Origin of the sequence: Sphingobium sp. SA916, assembly GCF_002894065.1 — a bacterium.
GTDB lineage: Bacteria > Pseudomonadota > Alphaproteobacteria > Sphingomonadales > Sphingomonadaceae > Sphingobium > Sphingobium fuliginis.
This window is the reverse complement of the sequence record NZ_LXYF01000080.1, coordinates 1-17,774: the sequence shown is the minus strand read 5'-3', so window position 1 is coordinate 17,774 and position 17,774 is coordinate 1. Positions and strand designations below refer to the sequence as shown.

17 protein-coding genes are annotated in these 17,774 nt (G+C 68.7%); 12 read left to right on the top strand and 5 right to left on the bottom strand.

The window, feature by feature from the left end:
- The 8 genes from A8G00_RS21860 to A8G00_RS21825 form a co-directional block, all read left to right on the top strand.
- On the top strand, positions 1 to 622 hold a 622-nt coding region (locus A8G00_RS21860; protein ID WP_103001659.1), incomplete at its 5' end, for a type II secretion system F family protein.
- Positions 622 to 1,485, top strand: coding sequence for a type II secretion system F family protein (locus A8G00_RS21855; protein ID WP_025551563.1), 864 nt, complete (start codon positions 622 to 624; stop codon positions 1,483 to 1,485). The genes A8G00_RS21860 and A8G00_RS21855, both read left to right, overlap by 1 nt.
- The gene (locus A8G00_RS21850) at positions 1,482 to 2,096 is read left to right on the top strand and encodes a tetratricopeptide repeat protein (RefSeq protein ID WP_229742686.1); all 615 of its coding nucleotides are present in this window, start codon (positions 1,482 to 1,484) and stop codon (positions 2,094 to 2,096) included. Before A8G00_RS21855 ends, A8G00_RS21850 begins: the two co-directional genes overlap by 4 nt.
- Before the next feature lies 1 nt (position 2,097).
- Positions 2,098 to 2,301 (top strand): hypothetical protein, encoded by a 204-nt coding sequence (locus A8G00_RS21845; RefSeq protein WP_103001658.1) that lies wholly within the window; start codon positions 2,098 to 2,100, stop codon positions 2,299 to 2,301.
- Positions 2,298 to 4,094 carry a TadG family pilus assembly protein gene (locus tag A8G00_RS21840; RefSeq protein WP_025551560.1) on the top strand — a complete coding sequence of 599 codons (1,797 nt, stop codon included), beginning with the start codon at positions 2,298 to 2,300 and terminating at the stop codon, positions 4,092 to 4,094. Before A8G00_RS21845 ends, A8G00_RS21840 begins: the two co-directional genes overlap by 4 nt.
- 73 nt (positions 4,095 to 4,167) lie before the next feature.
- A complete protein-coding gene (locus A8G00_RS21835; RefSeq protein WP_025551558.1) occupies positions 4,168 to 4,350 on the top strand; it encodes a Flp family type IVb pilin in 183 nt (60 codons plus the stop codon).
- A 5-nt stretch (positions 4,351 to 4,355) separates the two neighbouring features.
- Positions 4,356 to 4,781: a TadE/TadG family type IV pilus assembly protein gene (locus A8G00_RS21830; protein ID WP_103001657.1), complete on the top strand. Its 426-nt coding sequence runs from the start codon at positions 4,356 to 4,358 to the stop codon at positions 4,779 to 4,781.
- 116 nt (positions 4,782 to 4,897) lie between these two features.
- Complete coding sequence (locus A8G00_RS21825; protein WP_025551554.1) at positions 4,898 to 5,431, top strand: hemerythrin domain-containing protein; 534 nt, start codon at positions 4,898 to 4,900, stop codon at positions 5,429 to 5,431.
- Between the two features lie 291 nt (positions 5,432 to 5,722).
- Here A8G00_RS21825 and glf read toward each other — a convergent pair whose 3' ends face one another.
- Positions 5,723 to 7,969 (bottom strand): UDP-galactopyranose mutase, encoded by a 2,247-nt coding sequence (glf, locus tag A8G00_RS21820; RefSeq protein ID WP_065847779.1) that lies wholly within the window; start codon positions 7,967 to 7,969, stop codon positions 5,723 to 5,725.
- Between the two features lie 292 nt (positions 7,970 to 8,261).
- Here glf and A8G00_RS21815 point away from each other — a divergent pair, with 292 nt between their 5' ends.
- A complete protein-coding gene (locus tag A8G00_RS21815) occupies positions 8,262 to 10,472 on the top strand; it encodes an NAD(P)-dependent oxidoreductase (RefSeq protein WP_103001656.1) in 2,211 nt (736 codons plus the stop codon).
- Between the two features lie 233 nt (positions 10,473 to 10,705).
- Positions 10,706 to 11,773, top strand: a complete 1,068-nt coding sequence (locus A8G00_RS21810; protein ID WP_025550482.1) for a cellulase family glycosylhydrolase — start codon at positions 10,706 to 10,708, stop codon at positions 11,771 to 11,773.
- Between the two features lie 141 nt (positions 11,774 to 11,914).
- Here A8G00_RS21810 and A8G00_RS21805 read toward each other — a convergent pair whose 3' ends face one another.
- On the bottom strand, positions 11,915 to 12,127 hold the full coding sequence (locus A8G00_RS21805) for a hypothetical protein (RefSeq protein ID WP_025550480.1): 213 nt from the start codon (positions 12,125 to 12,127) through the stop codon (positions 11,915 to 11,917).
- A 333-nt stretch (positions 12,128 to 12,460) separates the two neighbouring features.
- Here A8G00_RS21805 and A8G00_RS21800 point away from each other — a divergent pair, with 333 nt between their 5' ends.
- Together A8G00_RS21800 and A8G00_RS21795 are read left to right on the top strand one after the other, a co-directional pair.
- Complete coding sequence (locus tag A8G00_RS21800; RefSeq protein ID WP_037483441.1) at positions 12,461 to 13,663, top strand: molybdopterin-dependent oxidoreductase; 1,203 nt, start codon at positions 12,461 to 12,463, stop codon at positions 13,661 to 13,663.
- Entirely contained in the window at positions 13,660 to 13,974 is a 315-nt protein-coding gene (locus A8G00_RS21795; RefSeq protein WP_007684475.1) for a hypothetical protein, read from the top strand. The genes A8G00_RS21800 and A8G00_RS21795 overlap by 4 nt, the downstream gene beginning before the upstream one ends.
- Positions 13,975 to 14,051: 77 nt before the next feature.
- On the opposite strand, the gene A8G00_RS21790 is transcribed toward A8G00_RS21795, so the two are convergent.
- The 3 genes from A8G00_RS21790 to A8G00_RS21780 form a co-directional block, all read right to left on the bottom strand.
- Positions 14,052 to 15,050, bottom strand: coding sequence for a ParB/RepB/Spo0J family partition protein (locus tag A8G00_RS21790; RefSeq protein WP_025550476.1), 999 nt, complete (start codon positions 15,048 to 15,050; stop codon positions 14,052 to 14,054).
- A 94-nt stretch (positions 15,051 to 15,144) separates the two neighbouring features.
- The gene (locus A8G00_RS21785) at positions 15,145 to 16,362 is read right to left on the bottom strand and encodes an autotransporter domain-containing protein (protein WP_044661009.1); all 1,218 of its coding nucleotides are present in this window, start codon (positions 16,360 to 16,362) and stop codon (positions 15,145 to 15,147) included.
- A gap of 190 nt (positions 16,363 to 16,552) precedes the next feature.
- On the bottom strand, positions 16,553 to 17,774 hold a 1,222-nt coding region (locus A8G00_RS21780; RefSeq protein WP_253258053.1), incomplete at its 5' end, for a hypothetical protein.

Genomic DNA, 17,774 nt, shown 5'->3' with positions numbered 1-17,774 from the left:
GGGGCCGGTGGCGGCGCTGGCGGTGGTGGCGGGCGTGCCGATGGCGCTGGTCGGCTGGGTGCGGCGGCGGGCGCAGCGGCGCGTGGAGGCGCTGATCGAGGCATTGCCCCATTATATCGACGCGGTGCGGCAGATGCAGGCGGTCGGCAATTCGCTGGCGCAGGCGCTGGACCGGGCGCTGGCCGACGCGCCCGCCGTGGTGCGGAGCTATATCGCGCCGGTCGCAAGGCGGCTGGAGCTGGGCGCGCCGGTGGCCGATGCGATGCAGGTGCTGGCGGAGCGGCTGCGCGTTCCTGAAATATCGATGCTGGCCGCCGCGATCCGCACGAACATGCGCTATGGCGGGTCGATTTCGGCGGTGCTGCTGAACCTGGCCAACATCCTGCGCGAGCGCATCCGCATCAAGCGCGAGCTGAAGGCCGCCATTTCCGAAGCGAAGATCAGCGGCCGGGTGCTGATCGTCATGCCGCTGGTGGCGATGGCCGTGCTGGTGGCGATGAACCCCGATTATATCGGTTTCTTCCTGCGCGATCCGCGCGGGCATCGGCTGGCGGCGATCGCGCTGGTCTTGCAGGGCATGGGCATGCTGGTGATGCGGCGGGTGATGAGGCTGGCCTTCTGATGGGGGCGCTGTTCCTCCTTTGCGCGGCGCTGGGCGTCGCCTGCGCCGCGATGGGCGTGCGGATGCTGCTGGCCGACCGGCGGCTGGAGGCGCGGCTGGGCATGGCGGGCGACCGGCCGGGCTTCCGCCTGCCCGTGGCCTTCGCCGCCAGGGGGCGGGACCGGTCGGAGATTGCCGACAGGCTGATGCTGGCGGGGTTCCAGGATGCGCGGGCGGCGGACCGGTTCGTCTGGGCGCGGATGGCGGCGACGGTCGGCGCGGGGCTGGCGGCGATGCTGGTTTCGCGGATCGGCTGGGGCGGATTCCTTGCCCGGCCCCTGCTGATCGTCATCGCCGCCGGCCTGACCTATGTCGGGGCGAAGCAGGCGATCCATCTGCTCGCGGCGCGGCGGGCGCGGGCGATCATGGCGGAATTTCCCTTCCTGCTGGACCTGATGCTGATGATGCTGGAAAGCGGCATCTCGCTGGACCAGTGCTTCCGCGCCATTGCGCGGGACGAGGCCATTGCGGTGCCGCACCATGCGCGGCTGATCGCGATGCTGGTCGCCGATCTCGACCGGGGCATGCGCTATGAGCAGGCGCTGGACCGCTGGGCGGCGCGGGTGGCGGTGAACGGGGCGAAGGAACTGGCGGCGCTGTTCCGCCAGGCGCTGTTCCAGGGGGTCGAGCTGGCCCCCGCCCTGCGCGAATTCGTGCGGGAGTTCACCCAGCGCCGCGTCGCCAGCGCGCGGGAGGCGATGGGCGGCATCACCGTGCGCATGGTGGTGCTGATGATCCTGTTCTTCATGCCCGCCCTGTTCGTGGTGCTGGGCGGGCCGCCAGTGGTGGCGATCTTCGATACTTTGCGGGGGGTGTCGCAATGAGGCGGTTGATGCTGGCGGCGATGCTGATGGCGGCCGCGCCGGGGGAAGCGGAGGAAGCGCCCGACACGCGAGGGCTGTATCTGCAACTCATCCACCAGGCGCGGGCCGACGGGCGGCCACGGGCGGCGCTGGCCTATCTGGACGATTTCGAGCGGCGCTATCCGGGCGATGCCGAGGCGCGGCTGCTGCGGGTCAACAGCCTGATCGACCTCGGGCAGATCGACGCGGCGGAAGTGGTGGTCCTGCCGCCGGAGACGGCGGGCGGTGGGGTCAGCGCGGTGCGCGGGCATCTGCTGGCGGCGCGGGGGCGGTGGGACGAGGCGGCGGCCTGGTACGAGCGGGCGAGCCGGGCGAGTCCGGCCGATCCGCTGCCGCGCAATGCGCTTGGCTATGCGCTGTTGCGGGCCGGGCGGGTCGGCGCGGCGATAGAGGCGTTGCGCGGGGCGAGCGATCTGGGGCCGCAACTGGCGGTGGTGCGCAACAACCTGCTGCTGGCGCTGATCATCGGCGGGCGGCGCGACGAGGCGGAGGCCGGGTTGCGCCGGGCGGGAGACGGGGCGCTGCGGCAGAAACTGGCGGCGGAAGCGGCGCGGATCGGCAAGGGAGGATGAGATGGTGGTGCTGTTGCTGATGGCGGCTGCGCCCGCGCCGGCGCCGGCGCCGGCGGGCGAAGCGCGGCGGGTGGTGGAGGCGCAGCTGAAGGCCCCGGTGCGCGAGGATGCGGGGCTTTCGGCGGAGGAGGCTGCGGTCATTCGGCAGCGCTATCTGGAGTCCATCGGCCGGCGGGTCGAGCGGGCGGTGGACGGGGCGCGATGATCCGGGCGCTGTGCATCGCGTTTCGTCGGGCATGGCTTCGGCGGCTGGCTGGCGACCGATCCGCCGCCGTCGCGCCGCTGATCGCGGCATTGGGGGCGGTGTTGATCGGGGCGGCGGGGTTCGCGCTGGATGGGGGGCTTTATTATGTGAGCCTGCGCAATCTGCGGGCGGCGACCGATGCGGCTGCGCTGGCCGCCGCGCAGAATCCGGCGCAGGCGGCGGCGCGGGCGCGCGATAGCCTGAGCCGCAACGGATATGATCCGGCCATTCTCCGATCGGTCGAACTGGGCCGCTATTGCGCCGATGCGGGGCTGGGCGCGGCGCAGCGCTTCGACGCGAGCATGGCGCTTTGTCCCGGCAATGGGCGGGTCAACGCCGTGCGCATCCGCACCGGGAAGCCGGCGCGCCAGTTCCTGATGCGCGTGCTGGGTCCGGCCAACCCCCTGCCCGACCTGTCGGCCAGCGCCACGGCGGCGCGCATCGACGAGGCGGGGATCGGCATCAGTTCCGGCGTGCTGACCGTCACCAATGCGCTGGTGAACAGCGTCAACGACCTGCTGAGCGCGCTGCTGGGGATCAAGCTGCGCCTCTCCACCGCCGATGTCGAGGCGTTGATGGCGAGCCATGTCGATGCCGGCCTGTTCTTCGACGCGCTGGCGCAGCGGGTCGGGGAGAGCGGCAGCTATGGCGCGCTCACCGCGCGCACGGTGGCGCTTCGCGACCTGCTCGCCGCCGCCGCCAGCGCGGCCGACAACAGCGCGACCGCCGCGACCCTGAACCTGCTGGCCGGGCAGGTCGGCAATGGATATGCCGTGCCGCTCAACGGCCTGTTCGGCCTGGGCGTGTGGAAGAACATGCCGGTCGGCGGGGCGGACGAGAAACCGGCCCTGCGCGCCGGGATCAATGCCTATCAGCTCTTTTCCTACGCGGTGCAGGCGGGCAATGGCGCGGTGGACCTGTCGGACGCGGTCGGCACCGTGGCGCCGGGCAGCAGCGTCCTGCTGGCGGCGATGGCGACCGGGCCGATGGACCGGCCCCGCTTCTCCTTCGGTCCGGCGGGGGAGACCGGCGTTTCCACGTCCGCCTTGCGGCTGCAACTGGATGTCGGGATCAGGAATGTCAGCCTGCTGGGCGTTCCGCTGATCGTCGTCAACCTGCCGGTCACGATCGACATTGCGGCGGCGCAGGGGCAGGTCAGCGCCATCGATTGCCCCGACACGGCGGAACAGGCGCGCGACACGCGGGTGACGGTGCAGGCCGGCAGCGGCCTCGTCAACGCCTATATCGGCGCCTTGCCCGCCGGCGCCATGACGCGGCCGATGCCGCCCCTGTCCGCCGCCGACGTGCGTCCGGTCCAGATCGTCAATGTGCTGGGCGTCGTCGCGGTGGACAGCCGCGCGGTGGCGCAGCCGGTCATGGGCGCGAGCGGCGCCGTCGTCTTCGGCCCCGGCGGGCAGGGCCGCATAGGCCGTCCCGGATCGCCCGGCACGCCCGCCAGCATCGGCAACGGGGCGCAGGTCGGGCCGCTGCTGACATCGCTGGTGGGCAGCCTTGGCGGACAGGACGGGTTGCAGGTGACGTTGCTGGGATCATGCCTGCCGATCGTCTGCGACGCGACCCGGGCGCTCGCCCGGTCCCAATTGTCGAGCGCGGTGGTCAATCCGGTCGCCGGGCTGGTCGGCACCACCATCGATCCGCTGGTCACCAATCTGCTCGCCGCGCTGGGCGTCCAGCTTGGCCATGCGACGCTCTGGGCGACGGGCGCGCGCTGCGGGGTGCCGGTGCTGGTGTGAGTTTTCATGGCGGCGCGCGGTTCCCCCTCGCCATGCGCCGCCGGTCCTTTGCGGAGGGGATTGGAGGACAAGCATGAACAAGTTTCTGGGTTCGCTGATCGCGAAGCTGGCGCGGGATGAGAAAGGCCTGACGGCGGTGGAATATGCCGTGCTGGGCGCGGTGGTGGTCGCCGCCATCGTCGCGGTCGGCGCCAATTTCCGCACGCAGCTGGGCGCCGCCTTCACGACGATGTTCAACAGCGTCAATCCGGGCTGATCGGGATGCGCGCGGCGCGGCGGCTGCGGACATGCGAGCGGGGGCTGGCGGCGCTGGAATTCGCGCTGCTGGCGCCTGCGCTGCTGATGCTGGTCTTCGCGGTCGTGCTCTATTCCTTCTACTTCGCCGCGCTGATGGGCGTGCGCCATGCCGCGGTGGAGGGCGCCCGCGCCGCCGTGGCGGGGCTTTCCACGGCGGAACGCACGGCGCTGGCGCAGGGCCGGGCGCAGGCGGTGATCGGCGGCTATGGCACGCTGCTGGCGGCGGGGGGCGGGCCCGTCATCACGGCAGGGCCCGATGCGACCGGCACGTTCCGGGTGCGGGTCAGCTATGACATGAGCGGCAGTCCGATGATGCGTTATGCGGCCTTCATACCCATGCCCTCCCCCACGGTGAGCGCCAGCATCGTCGTCACCAACGGGAGCTATTGAAGGGAACGCCCCTTAAACCTGTGTTAGCGGCCTTCCGCTTTGGCCCGCCGTCCAGGAACCGGGGGCGCGGTGCGGCGCTTGCATGGGAGTCACGCCCATGAGCAGAGGAGCATCCCATGTCCGTCATCGACAGGATCGTCGCAGCCGTCACGCCGCCGGAATCGGAAGAGGACCGCGCCCGCGCGCGGGAGAAGGCGCGGGCGGCGGCCATGGCGGGGGACTGGCTCGACCAGATCCTCCAGCACCACCAGCAGATCGAAATGGCCTTCAGCGAGGCGGAGGCGGCGATGGACGCATCCAGCCGGACGCGCGCCCAGAGGAAGCTCGCCGCGCTTCTGACCGCCCATTCCAGCGCGGAGGAGGCGGTCATCTACCCGCAGCTTTCCCACGGTCACAAGACGCATATGGCGATGGCCTATGAGGAGCAGCAGGCCGCCAAGGTCCAGCTTGCGCTGCTGGAAGCGCTCGATCCGCTGAGCGAGGATTGGAGCGAAAAGCTGGAGCATATCAGGGGCGCGGTCGCCCATCATGTCTATGAGGAGGAAAATGACCGCTTCCTTCATCTGAAGGAGGAAATTCCCCCGGCGGATCAGGAACGGATGACCGCGCGCTATCGGGAGGAGATGGCGCGTTACGACAGCGGGCTTTAGAGCCAATCGACATTCAGCCCTGACGGCCTGCAAATGACGCTTTTCCGTGCTTCCGGTGCCCACCTACTTTGAGTAGGCTGCGCGCCGGGTCACGGAAAACCGCCATTTTACCTTCGGTGGCCTTCGGCTCGGCTCGTCATCATCTGAATGTCGATCGGCTCTAGGGCGTTTTCCAGGCCGACAGGATCATCGGCCGACTTGGAGAGGGCGGTAGAAAAAAGACCTGAAGCGGCCGATCCGATATAATCGGCTCGGCCGCTTCAGGGTCGGTCCTGTCCAGCCTGTGGCGGGTCAGCCCGCCGAAGGGCGGGGCTGCGCGGCGGCGGCGAGGTGGGCGGGCACGGTGCGGATGGCGGGGGCCCTGGTCATCCGGCGGTAGGTCGCCAGCGCCTGTCCCACCACCTGGTCCATGTTGTAATAGCGGTAGGTGGCGAGCCGCCCGACGAAGGTGACGTCGGTCTGCACCATCGCCAGCGCTTCATAGCGTTTGAAGAGCTGCTGGTTTTCCGGCCGGGGGATGGGGTAATAGGGGTCGCCGTCCGCAGCGGGGAATTCATAGGTGATGCTGGTCCCCGGCACCTGCTGCCCGGTCAGATGCTTATATTCGGTGATCCGCGTGTGCGGCACGTCGGGGGACGGATAGTTCACCACCGCCACCGGCTGGAACCGGTCGACGTCCAGGCTGACATGCTGGAACCGGAGCGAGCGGTAAGGCAGCTTGCCATGGCGATAGCCGAAATATTCGTCGATCGGGCCGGTGAACACCAGATGATCGTGCGGATAGGCGTCGCGCGCCTCGCAATAGTCGACGCCCAGCAATATGTCGATATTGGGATGGTCCAGCATCCGTTCGAACATGCGCGTATAGCCTTCGAGCGGCATCGCCTGGAACCTGTCGGTGAAGTAGCGATCGTCCTTATTGGTGCGCGTCGGCACGCGCGAAGTCACCGCCTTGTCCAGTTCCGACGGGTCGAGACCCCATTGCTTGCGCGTATAGCCCTGGAAGAACTTCTGGTAGAGTTCCCGGCCCACGGCGGAGATCACCACATCCTCCGACGTGCGGACGACCGACACCGGCTCCGCCTGCGCGGCGAGGAAGGCGGCGGCCTCCTCCTCCGTCCCCAGGTCCAGGCCGTAGAGCATGTTGAGCGTGGTCCGGTTGATCGGCATCGGCACCAGCAGGTCGTCCACCGCCGCCAGCACGCGATGTTCATAGGGCCGCCATTGGGTGAAGCGGGAGAGATAGTCGAATATCTCCTGCGAATTGGTGTGGAAGATGTGCGGCCCGTAGCGGTGGATGAGGACCCCGGCATCGTCCAGCTCGTCATAGGCATTGCCGCCGACATGCGGCCGGCGGTCGACCAGCAGCACCTTCCTGCCGCCGTCCGCGGCCAGCCGTTCGGCCATGACGGCGCCCGCGAAGCCCGCGCCGACGACCATCACGTCATAACGCCGCGGCGGGCCGTCCTTCCAGCTGGTGGGCGACACAATGGGATGGGCATGGGCGCCGCGCGAGATCGCTTCCCTGATGAGGCGGCTCATCTGCTGGAAACTCTTGTCCCAGGACATGCCGGCCAGCACCTTGTCCGCCTCCGCCAGCCAGTCGCCGCCCGAGCGGGACAGGGCCAGCGCCGCGTCGCAGGCGCGGATGAAGGCTTCGCCGCGCTCCGCGATGCGCACCGCGCCGATCCCACCATAATGGCGGATGACGTCGGCGATCGGCGTCGACACGACCGGCTTTCCCGCCGCCAGATATTCGGGCGTCTTGGTCGGGCTGATGAAGCGGGTCGCGTCGTTGATGGCGAAGGGCATCAGGGCCACGTCCCAGCCCGCGACGCAGCCGGGCAGATCGTCATAGGAGCGGCCGCCCAGGAAATGGAGATTGGGCCGTCGCGGCAGGTCCGCCTCGCCGATCTTCACGACCGGGCCGACAATTTCCAGATCCCAGCCGGGGCGCGCATCGGCCAGCGCCGCCAGCAGTTCGACATCCATCCTTTCATCGACGACGCCGTAGAAGCCGAGGCGCGGGCGGGCGTCCTGCGCAGGTTGCGTTCGGGCGGAGCGGGCCTGGGCGAAATGCGCCGCGTCGACGCTGGAGGGAAAGGGATAGACATGGCCGTGCCTGTCCTTCTTCGCTTCATAGAGGCTGTAGCCGCCGGTGAACACCAGGTCGGCCTGGGAGAGCAGGCGCTGTTCCAGCGGCAGCAGTTCGGGCGGCGCGCCCCTGAAATTGGCCAGCTCGTCCATGCAGTCGTAGACGATGCAGTCGGCCATGACATGCTCCGAAAAGGGCAGCATCATGGGGGTGTAGTACCAGCGGACGAACGGGCCGGATTCGCCCGCCAGGAACAGGTCGAGCAGGCCCTTCAAATTCTCCCCATCCTGTTCGCGCGCGCCGTCGGCGGGCAGTTGCGGCGTGATGACGGTGACGCCGCTGGCGGCGCAGACGTCGATATGCAGGTCGGGCTCCGCCAGCTTTTCGACAAGGCAGGGTTCTTCCCAGAAGAGGACGCGGGACTGGGCGGCGAAGCGACTCATCAGGTGCTGGGGACGTTGAAAGACGAATTTCCACCGCAAATGACTGAAGCAGAGGATGGTATGCGTGCCGTTCGACGGAATTGATCCAGATTCATGCCAAGGGGAAGACTGGGGCTGGACCATTATATGCAACCTTTCTGCGGGATGAACATTGGTCAAACCGCGGCGGAGAACGATCCGTTCCTTCTTCTCCACTGATCCAGGTTGCTGGCATGTCGCAATTATCCTGCTTTCACTTGATCGAAGTTCAACGAGCCAAATAATCGCGCCCATCATTGCAACGGAGACCGGAATGACCATGCAGCCGCAGCTATGGGGTGGTCTGGAATGCACCGTGAACCGCGTCCACGACAGTTACCGCGACCAGATCCGCGCGACAGGGCATCAGGATCGGGCGGACGACCTGGACCGGCTGGCGACGCTGGGCATCCGGGCGATCCGCTATCCCGTCCTGTGGGAGAGGGTCAGCCCGCGCGATCCGGACGAGCGCGACTGGCAATGGACCGACGAACGGTTGAAGCGGCTGCGCGACCTTGACATCCGCGTCATCGCCGGGCTGGTCCATCATGGCAGCGGCCCGGCCCATACCGGCCTGCTGGACGAGGGGTTCGCCGCCGGGCTGGCGCGTCATGCCGGGGCGGCGGCGGAGCGCTATCCGTGGATCGCCGACTGGACGCCGGTCAACGAGCCGCTGACCACCGCCCGCTTTTCCGCCCTGTACGGCCATTGGTATCCGCATCACCGGTCCGAACCATCCTTCTGGCTGGCGCTGTTGAACCAGACCGACGCCATTCGCCTGTCGATGCGGGCCATCCGCCGCGTCAGTCCCGGCGCGCGGCTGATCCAGACCGACGATCTGGGCCGCACCTATGCCACCGCCTCCCTTCGGGAACAGGCGGGGTTCGACAATCTGCGCCGCTGGGCGAGCTGGGACCTGCTCTGCGGCATGATGACGCGCGAGCATCCGCTGTGGGAGCGCCTTTCGGGCTTCGGATTCGCGGACCGGCTGCGCGCCATTGCCGACGATCCCTGTCCGCCCGACGTCATCGGCATCAACCATTATCTGACGAGCGACCGCTTCCTCGACCATCGGCTTCACCGCTATCCCGGGCATAGCCATGGCGGCAGCGACACGCAGCTTTATGCCGATGTGGAAGCCATCCGCGTGCTGGAGCCGCCGCCCCAGGGGCTGGAGGGTGCGCTGCGCGAGGCATGGGCGCGCTATGGGCGGCCGCTGGCCGTCACCGAGGTCCATAATGGCTGCACGCGGGAGGAGCAGTTGCGCTGGATCGCGCAGGCCTGGGACGTCGCCGGCCGATTGTGCGCCGAGGGGATAAAGGTCGAGGCGGTCACCCTCTGGTCGCTGCTGGGCAGTTCGGGGTGGAACAGCCTGCTGACGCAGCCGGGTCATTATGAGCCGGGGCTGTGGGACGTCAGCAGCGGAACGCCGCGCGCCACGGCGCTGCTGCCTCTGGCGCGGGCGCTGGCGCGCGGGGGCGAGCGCCCGATGCTGGCGGAGGGCGCCGGCTGGTGGCAGCGCCCCGTGCGGATCGCCCATCCCGGCGTGGCGCGCCCCGCATCGATGAAGGCGCATCTGGCCGGGCGTTTGCATCCCTCTCCGGCCCGTCTCTCTCCGGCACGGCCGCTGCTGATATGCGGCGCGACGGGGGCGCTGGGGCGGGCGATGGCGCGCGCCTGCGCGTTGCGGAACATTCCCTTCGTCCTCACGTCGCGGGGGGAACTGGACCTGTCGGCGCCGGGGACGATCGCCGCCGCGCTCGACCGCATCGCGCCCTGGGGCGTCGTCAACGCCGCCGGCTGGGTCCGGGTGGACGAGGCCGAAACGGCACGCGACGCCTGCCTGACCGCCAATGCGCGGGGGGCCGTGGCGCTGGCGAAGGCATGCGGGGATCGCGGCATCGCGTCGCTTTCCTTCTCCAGCGATCTCGTCTTCGATGGGGAGAAGGGCGCGCCCTATGTGGAGGATGACGCGGCCGCACCGCGCAATTGCTATGGCCTCAGCAAGGCGGAGATGGAGGAAGGGATCGCCGCGCTTGGGGTGCCCAATCGCCACCTGATCATCCGCACCGCCGCCTTCTTCTCGCCCCATGACGATCATAATTTCGCGGTCGCCGTGGTGCGGGCGCTGAGCCGGGGGGAGACCATATTGGCGGCGGAGGACCTGATCGTGACGCCCACCTATGTGCCGCATCTGGTCGCGACGTCGCTGGACCTGCTGATCGACGGCGAGGTCGGGCCGTGGCACCTGACCAATGGCGAGGCGCTGTCCTGGGCCGATTTCGCCCGCCGGATCGCGATGCGCTGCGGCGGCGACCCCTCGCGCATCCGGGGCGTTCCCCACCGGACGCTCGGCTGGGTGGCGGAGCGGCCCGCCAATACGGCGCTGGCGAGCCGTCGAGGGGCGCCGCTGCATTCGCTCGCCACGGCGATCGATCATTTCGCGGCGCATCTGCCGGGGGAGATGGTCCGGGAAGCGGCGTGAGACCGCATCCCGTCCCATGCGGTTGGTCGTTTCGGACCTGTATTATTTCGATTTCATAATCAAAGGGCGCGTTTCCATACTATAACGATCATGTAACGAAGACGGGTTGGGACAATCTTCGAAAAGATCGAAATTTCCTCTTACTCAGATCATATTAATCTTCTTGTCCTATAGATGACCGATGTTAATGGCCGCCTTCAGGGTGACAGTAGAAGCGGGTCTTGAGCGGGTATATGGGCAATCGTTGGACGCCGGAAGCGGCGCATCGCTGGTTCGAACGGCAACCGTGGCTGGTGGGGTGCAATTTCACGCCCTCCAACGCCATCAACCAACTGGAAATGTGGCAGGCGGGCAGCTTCGACCTTGCCACCATCGACCGCGAGCTGGAGCTGGCGGCTTCGGTGGGGATGAACAGCGTCAGGGTCTATCTGCACGACCTGTTGTGGCTGGACGACGCGGCGGCCTTTCTGGACCGCATCGACGCCTTCCTTACGGTGGCGGATCGGCATGGCATCCGCGTCATGCTGGTGCTGTTCGATTCCTGCTGGCATCCCGAACCGGCGCTGGGGCCCCAGCCCCCGCCGCGCGAGGGGGTTCACAACAGCGGCTGGGTCCAGTCGCCGGGCGTCGCCGTGCTCCGGAATCCGGCCGAGCATGCGCGGCTGGAGGATTATGTGCGGGGCGTGGTCGGCCGCTTCGGGCAGGATGAGCGCGTGCTGGCCTGGGACATCTGGAACGAGCCCGACAATGGGCCGGAGGTCGCGCTGTGCGATCCCGCGGCGCTCAGGGCGAAGGCAGACCTGGTCGTGCCGCTGCTGGTCGCGGCGTTCGGCTGGGCGCGGGAAATGCAGCCGATGCAGCCGCTGACCAGCGGCATCTGGCTGGGCGACTGGTCGGCGCCCGACCTGCTCAGTCCGATCCAGCAGGCGCAGACATCGCATTCCGACGTCATCTCCTTCCACAATTACGGCATTGCGGAGGATTTTGCGCAGCGCGTCAAATGGCTGAAGACCATGGGCCGCCCGCTGCTCTGCACCGAATATATGGCGCGGCCGGCGGGCAGCACCTTCCAGGCGATCCTGCCGATCGCGAAGGAGGAGCAGGTCGGCACCTTCTGCTGGGGCCTGGTGAAGGGGAAGACGCAGACCCATCTGCCGTGGGACAAGTGGGAAAACCCCAATCTGGAGGGGCTGAAGGAAAAATGGTTCCACGATATTTTCGATGCGGACGGCACGCCGCATGACGAAAGCGAGGTGGCCTTCCTGCGGCTCATCAACCGGCTGGACGAAGTGACCGCCTGAAGGAGGCTCTCTTCCTGCGGGCGACGGCTCGGGAGAGGCGGCATCGAGAGACGAGAGCGTTTTCCGGGCAGGCAGAATCATCTGCTGGCCCGGAAAACGCGGTAGAACAAAGGCCGGGGGCGGCCGATGATTCTGGCTGCTCTATATGGGGTTGCGATCCACCTTGCGGAGCGCGTCCAGAATCTCGTCAATGGGGATCGGCCGATCGTGCCGCGGCGGGCGCCTGACGGCGGGATTGCCCTCCACGGCATTGGCGTCCGAAGCCCAGGATGCGAGGATCGCGCGCTTCACTTCAGGTTCCAACTGGGGATGATGGGCCACTTCGAAGGGGCCTTGAAAATGGGAGAGGGACATGGGCTTGCCTCCTTTCTTCCAATCCTCTCTTCCTTCCGGCGGCGACCGCCACGCGCCAAATTAGGGACAGGGCGGAGGCTGTTCAAGATGGTTTTGCGGGGCGGGGCTTCGCTAATGATGATCGTGCTTCCATCCTGCCGAGGCAGCTCCGCACCTCCCGGATTGACTGGCCCGCCGCCGCATCCTACCCACAGCGGATCGGCGTTGCCCGACCCTGGGGCGTCGGGGCGGCGAGAGAAACAAAGCCAGACCGCGCACCGGATCACCGGCCGCATTCCGATCATCAGAGTGCAGGAAGGTGCAGGCAGGACAGCCATGGCGGACGGACGGACCATGAACGGGGTGGATCGGCGCGGCCTTATCGCCGCCATGGCGGGGGCGATGTTGCCGGTGCCCGGCTGGGCGCGGGCCGGTGACGGCCACGCCGCCCTGCCCTTCGGCAATGGCGAGCGGCCCTTGGTCCGCTATCCGCAGAAGCGGGCGCTCATCGGCCTTACCGCGCGGCCGCCGCAACTGGAGACGCCGTTGGCGCTGTTCGACGGGCCGATCACGCCCAATGATGCCTTCTTCGTGCGCTACCATCTTTCGGATTTGCCGCTCGACATCGATGCGCGGCGGTTCCGGCTGGCGCTGGGCGGTCATGTCGAGCGGCCGCTGTCCCTTTCGCTCGCGGAATTGAAGCGCGACTTTCCCGTGCAGGAGATCGTCGCGGTCAACCAATGTTCCGGCAATGGGCGCGGCTTTTTCGAACCGCGTGTCGGGGGCGGGCAGCTGGGCAATGGCGCGATGGGCAATGCCCGCTGGCGCGGCGTTCCGCTTCGCGCGCTGCTGGACCGCGCGGGGGTGCGCGCGGGGGCGCGGCAGGTTGCGTTCAACGGGCTCGACAATCCGCAGGCCAACGGCATCCCGGACTTCATCAAGGCGCTGGACGTCGACCATGCCCGCGATGGCGAGGTGATGGTGGCCTGGGCGATGAACGGCGCGGACCTGCCCTTTCTCAACGGCTATCCGTTGCGTCTGGTCGTGCCGGGCCATTACGGCACCTATTGGATCAAGCATCTGCATGAGATCAACGTCGTGGACGCGGCCTATGACGGCTATTGGATGAAGACCGCCTATCGCATTCCCGACAATGATTGCGCCTGCGTCGCGCCCGGCGGCAAGCCGGACAGGACGCGGCCCATTGGCCGGCTCAACATCCGGTCCTTCCTCACCAGCCATATGTCCGGGGCGCAGGTGGCGGCGGGCAAGCCGGTGGCGCTGTCCGGCATCGCGTTCGACGGCGGATCGGGAATCGCGCGGGTCGACATCTCCGCCGACGGGGGCGCAAGCTGGCGGCAGGCCGAACTGGGCGAGGATCTGGGCCGCTACAGCTTCCGGTCATGGCGGTCGGCGCAGAGGCTGGCGCCCGGCCGCCATCGCATGCTCGTCCGCGCGACGGGCCGGTCGGGAGAGGTCCAGCCGTTCGATCCGCTCTGGCAGCCCGCCGGCTATATGCGCAATGTCGTCGAAGCCGTGGAGGTCGTCGCCCTGTGAAAGCGCTGCTGCCCATCGCCCTTCTCGCCGCGAGCGGCGCGGCTGCCGCGGGCTATCGCCTGCCCGACGAACGACCCATTGTCCTGCCGCCCGGCGACGGCGCGGAACTGACGGCGGCGACCTGTTCCGCCTGCCATTCGCTGGATTATGTCACCACTCAGCCACGCGGCAAGGGGGCGCAATTCTGGCAGGATAGCGTCGGCAAGATGATCAAGGTCTATGGCGCGCCGATCGAGCCTGCCGATGCCGAGCGGATCGCCGCCTATCTGGCCGCCACTTACGGCCGGAAGGAGGCCGCCGGGCCTTCATAGAGCGCCGGCATCAATGGTCGCGGGCTTTTTGCGTATACGCAAAGTCGCCTGTTGAGGCTCCGGAAACGATCGCGATCCTATTGCATGACGGGCGCGGCGCGGGCCGCGACGATGGTTTCGCGCAGCCGCGCCAGCAGTTCGTCCAGATCGGCATCCTCCGATATGCTGAGGTCGATGGTCAGGCCGCCGCTTCGACCGGGCCGGGGGCGGCCGATGCGCGCGCCGCCCGCGACGATCGCCATGTCGCGCGCTTCCTCCAAAGGCTGCGGCGTGGCGGCATCGCGCAGCCGGGCCAGCACCGTCGCGGGGGAAAGCATGCGGCCGCCATCCCGCGCGAGCGCCTGTTGCTGTTCCCCGATGGACTGCGCTTCGGCAATCATGCGCGCCCGCTGGTCCGGACGGCGCAGCAGCGGGGTCAGGATTTCGGAATAGCGCACGCGCAATTCATCGGGAGTGGCGAAGGCGTTCACCACCTCCTCCGGCAATTGCGCCAAGGCGAGCAGGCGGCTTAGCTGGCTGTTGGAAAGGGTGAGCGCTTCGGCCATGCGCGATTGCACTCCGCCGTAGAAGCGTTCGACCGCATGCTGATAGCTGCGCGCCCGGTCCAGTTCGCTGATGTCCGCCCGCTCGCGATTTTCGATGTCGGCAAGGCGGAAGGCTTCCTCGTCCGACAGGTCGACGACCAGGGCCGCCAGCCGCATTTCCGGCCGCCCATTATGGTTGAGCCAGTCCACCGCGAAACGGCGGCGGCTGCCGACCAGAAGCTGATAGGGCCGGTCCGAACCCGGCGGATTGAGGCGCACGAGGACGGGGATGCGGTTGCCGCCTTCGCTGGCGATGGAATCGATCAGCGACCGGCAGCCGTCCGCCGTCAGTCCCGGCTGGTCGCGCGGATTGCCGTCCCAGACCGAACATTCGTCCGGCTGGATCGAAATCGTGCCGCGCGATCCCGGCCCCTTGTCCGCGAAAGGCGCGAGCCGCTGGTCGAGGCGGCTGAGCGCCTGCTGATCGGGCGGGCCCCTGCCGGCGGGTTCGTGGGAAAGGGTCGCCAATATGTCGCGGATGAAGCGGGCCATGGATCACTTCCTTTGCGTGAGCAGGCCCACGCAATAGCGGGATATGCACGATTGTGGCGCGGAATCCGGTTCGTTTCGGAGCAATCCCTTTTGCCTAGAAACGCCGTCCGACCGTCAGCGCCGCCGCGTGGACATGGCGGTCGGAACCGAACTCGCCCGCATAGCCCAGGCGGAACGTGGTGCGGTTGTTCCAGGTCGCGCTGATCCCGGCATTCACCAGGCCCGCGTCACGCGCCAGCCGGGTGGGACGCAGCGTGAAGATGGGCAAGTCGCGGGTGGCGAAGCGGGCCTCTATTCGGCTGTCGGGGCGGCTGCGCAGTTCGCGCTGCCATTGCGCCTCGACCGAGGGGCGAAGGGTCCAGCCGCCTTGCGTCGCATTGGCGGAGATGCGCGCGCCCAACGCGCCGCGAAGCGATCTGGTGCGGAAGGCGGCGACCTCCAGCGCGGCGGGTCCGCCATTTTCGACGAAGCCGCTGACATCGGCATAGCGATGGTGCAGGCCGGCGAAGGGCTGTATCCGGACCGGGCCTGCGCGCAGCATCGCGCCCGCCTCGCCCGATGCGGCCCAGCCGTCGCCGTCCACGGGCGCCACCAGCCGCCCGGTAAAGCCCGCCCAGCCGATTTGGCGCCGCAGCTTATATTCGGAGAGCGTATAGGCCGCCGTCGCGTCGACATAGAAGCGGCCGTCGCTATAGCTGGCATAGGAACCGATCTGGCTGTTGAACTGGCTGATGCGGGGGCGCCGCGCCGGGTCGAGCCGCGCATCGATGCCGTCGATGCCCAGGGTCGCGCCGACGATGAGGCCGGGCACGGGCTTCACATCGACGGCGAAGCGCAGCGACCGGCTGTCGGATTCCGCTTCGGGGCGGTCGACGCGCGCCTTATAGCTCGCCCGCTTTATCCCTCCGCTCAGCATCATGGTGATGGTGCGGTCGCCGCTGGCCGGAACATCGGCCGGCGCATCGATGGCGATGCTGCGCCGTTCGGCCAGCCAGGAGCGGATTTCCCGGTCGGCGGCGTCCATCGACTGGATCGACAGGCGGGGCAGCAGCGAATAGCTGCGCGGCGAGAGCTGGCCCAGCGCATCGGCACGCGCCGCGGCCGTCGGCAGGGCGTCGATCGATGCGAGCATGGCCGCGCGGTCGCCGCCGGGTGCGTGCGTCGCCGCGTCCAGCATCGTTCCCACCGCGGTTTCGCCCGGCGTTACGGCATAGGGCGCGTAGGGACCGGCCATGGCGGGCTGGGCATTGAGCAGCAGCAGGGCCGCAGCGCCATCGATCAGGCGGCGGATGAAGAAAAGGCGGTTCGGCAAGATGATATTCCCCTTTGGCGAAGATTTTTGCGTGAACGCAAAGCGTGCCGGCCTGCGTTCGGAATCGGTTTGAGGAGGCAGTGCGCCCACTGCCTCCTCGCCCCCGCCCTTCCCCCGGGGGCTATGGGGGAGAGCATCGTCGGCGTGCGGCCCGCCATGCATGAGGACCATGGCGGGCCGCGCCGCCGCGTCAGTTGCCGCCCCCGAGCAGCCCGCCGAGCAGGCCGGTCACGGGCGCCGTGGCGGAACCCGATCCGGTCGCCGGGGCCAGCGCGCCGTTCAGCAGGCCGGTGACGGGGGCCAGGGCATTGCCGCCGGTCCCCTCCCCTGCTCCCAGCAGGCCGCCGGCCAGGCCGGTCACGGGCGCGAGCGGGGAACCGCTTTCTCCTCCGGGCAGCGCCGGGGCCAGGCTGTTGACGGTGTCGAGCAGGGGCGCGGCGACGCTGTCGACCGTGCTGGTGGCGGCCGCGACCACGGGGGCGACGGCGCTGGTGACCTGAGTGACGGTCGCTTCGGCCTGCGGGCCAAGGAGACCCCCGGCCAGGTTGCCGACCGGTTGCAATCCGGCCTCTACCCCGGCCGCGGTCGTCGGCACGGCGATGTCGACCAGATTGCCCTGCGTCAGGACATCGACCGTCGCCAATTGTCCGGCAGCCGCGCCGCCGTCCGACGGCAGCAGGTTGACCCCGACAAGCGTGCCGGGCGTAGAGGCGCCGGTCAGGACATTGCCGCCGACATTCGCGCCGACAAGCGGTCCGCCCAGTGCGGCGGAAGGATCGCCGCCGACGCCGCCCAGAGCGCCGGTCAGGCCGCCCACCGCATTTTCGACCAGCCCCGTCACGGGCGCGAGGACGCCATTGTCGCCCACCAGCGGACCGGTGACGGGCGAAAGCGCGCCGTTGACCGTATCGAGCAGCGGCGTGGTGAGCTGGCCGACCGTCGAGGTGACGGCCGCCACCGTGGGGGAGAGACCGTCGGTGAGCTGCGTCACCGCTTCCCCCGCCGGTGCGCCGAGCAGGCCGCCTGCGAGCGTGCCGACCGGCGCCAGCCCCTGCTGCACGCTCTGGGGCGTGGTCGGCAGGGCGAGCTGGGCGACGGTGCCGTCGCCTGTCAGCAGATCGACGGTGGCCACGCTGCCGGTCGCCTGGCTGTCGCCCGGCAGGACGTTGACGCCGATCAGCGATCCGGGACCGGTGGGCCCGACCACCGGCAGATTGCCGATGGAAGCCCCGATGATCGATCCGCCGCTGGTGGGGCTGGTCGGACCGGTGGGTCCGGTGGGTCCGGCAGGACCAGTCGGGCCGCCGGGACCGGTGGGTCCGCCGGGGCCGGTCGGGCCAGTGGGTCCAGTGGGGCCGCCTGGGCCGGTCGGACCGCCGGGGCCCACGGGACCGGAGGGGCCGGTCGGGCCT

Bases quoted from the DNA above. Each gene is read 5' to 3' on its own strand.
- A8G00_RS21855 (WP_025551563.1), top strand. From the start codon at position 622: ATGGGGGCGCTGTTCCTCCTTTGCGCGGCGCTGGGCGTCGCCTGCGCC.
- A8G00_RS21850 (WP_229742686.1), top strand. From the start codon at position 1,482: ATGAGGCGGTTGATGCTGGCGGCGATGCTGATGGCGGCCGCGCCGGGG.
- A8G00_RS21845 (WP_103001658.1), top strand. From the start codon at position 2,098: ATGGTGGTGCTGTTGCTGATGGCGGCTGCGCCCGCGCCGGCGCCGGCG.
- A8G00_RS21840 (WP_025551560.1), top strand. From the start codon at position 2,298: ATGATCCGGGCGCTGTGCATCGCGTTTCGTCGGGCATGGCTTCGGCGG.
- A8G00_RS21835 (WP_025551558.1), top strand. From the start codon at position 4,168: ATGAACAAGTTTCTGGGTTCGCTGATCGCGAAGCTGGCGCGGGATGAG.
- A8G00_RS21830 (WP_103001657.1), top strand. From the start codon at position 4,356: ATGCGCGCGGCGCGGCGGCTGCGGACATGCGAGCGGGGGCTGGCGGCG.
- A8G00_RS21825 (WP_025551554.1), top strand. From the start codon at position 4,898: ATGTCCGTCATCGACAGGATCGTCGCAGCCGTCACGCCGCCGGAATCG.
- glf (WP_065847779.1), bottom strand. From the start codon at position 7,969: ATGAGTCGCTTCGCCGCCCAGTCCCGCGTCCTCTTCTGGGAAGAACCC.
- A8G00_RS21815 (WP_103001656.1), top strand. From the start codon at position 8,262: ATGACCATGCAGCCGCAGCTATGGGGTGGTCTGGAATGCACCGTGAAC.
- A8G00_RS21810 (WP_025550482.1), top strand. From the start codon at position 10,706: ATGGGCAATCGTTGGACGCCGGAAGCGGCGCATCGCTGGTTCGAACGG.
- A8G00_RS21805 (WP_025550480.1), bottom strand. From the start codon at position 12,127: ATGTCCCTCTCCCATTTTCAAGGCCCCTTCGAAGTGGCCCATCATCCC.
- A8G00_RS21800 (WP_037483441.1), top strand. From the start codon at position 12,461: ATGAACGGGGTGGATCGGCGCGGCCTTATCGCCGCCATGGCGGGGGCG.
- A8G00_RS21790 (WP_025550476.1), bottom strand. From the start codon at position 15,050: ATGGCCCGCTTCATCCGCGACATATTGGCGACCCTTTCCCACGAACCC.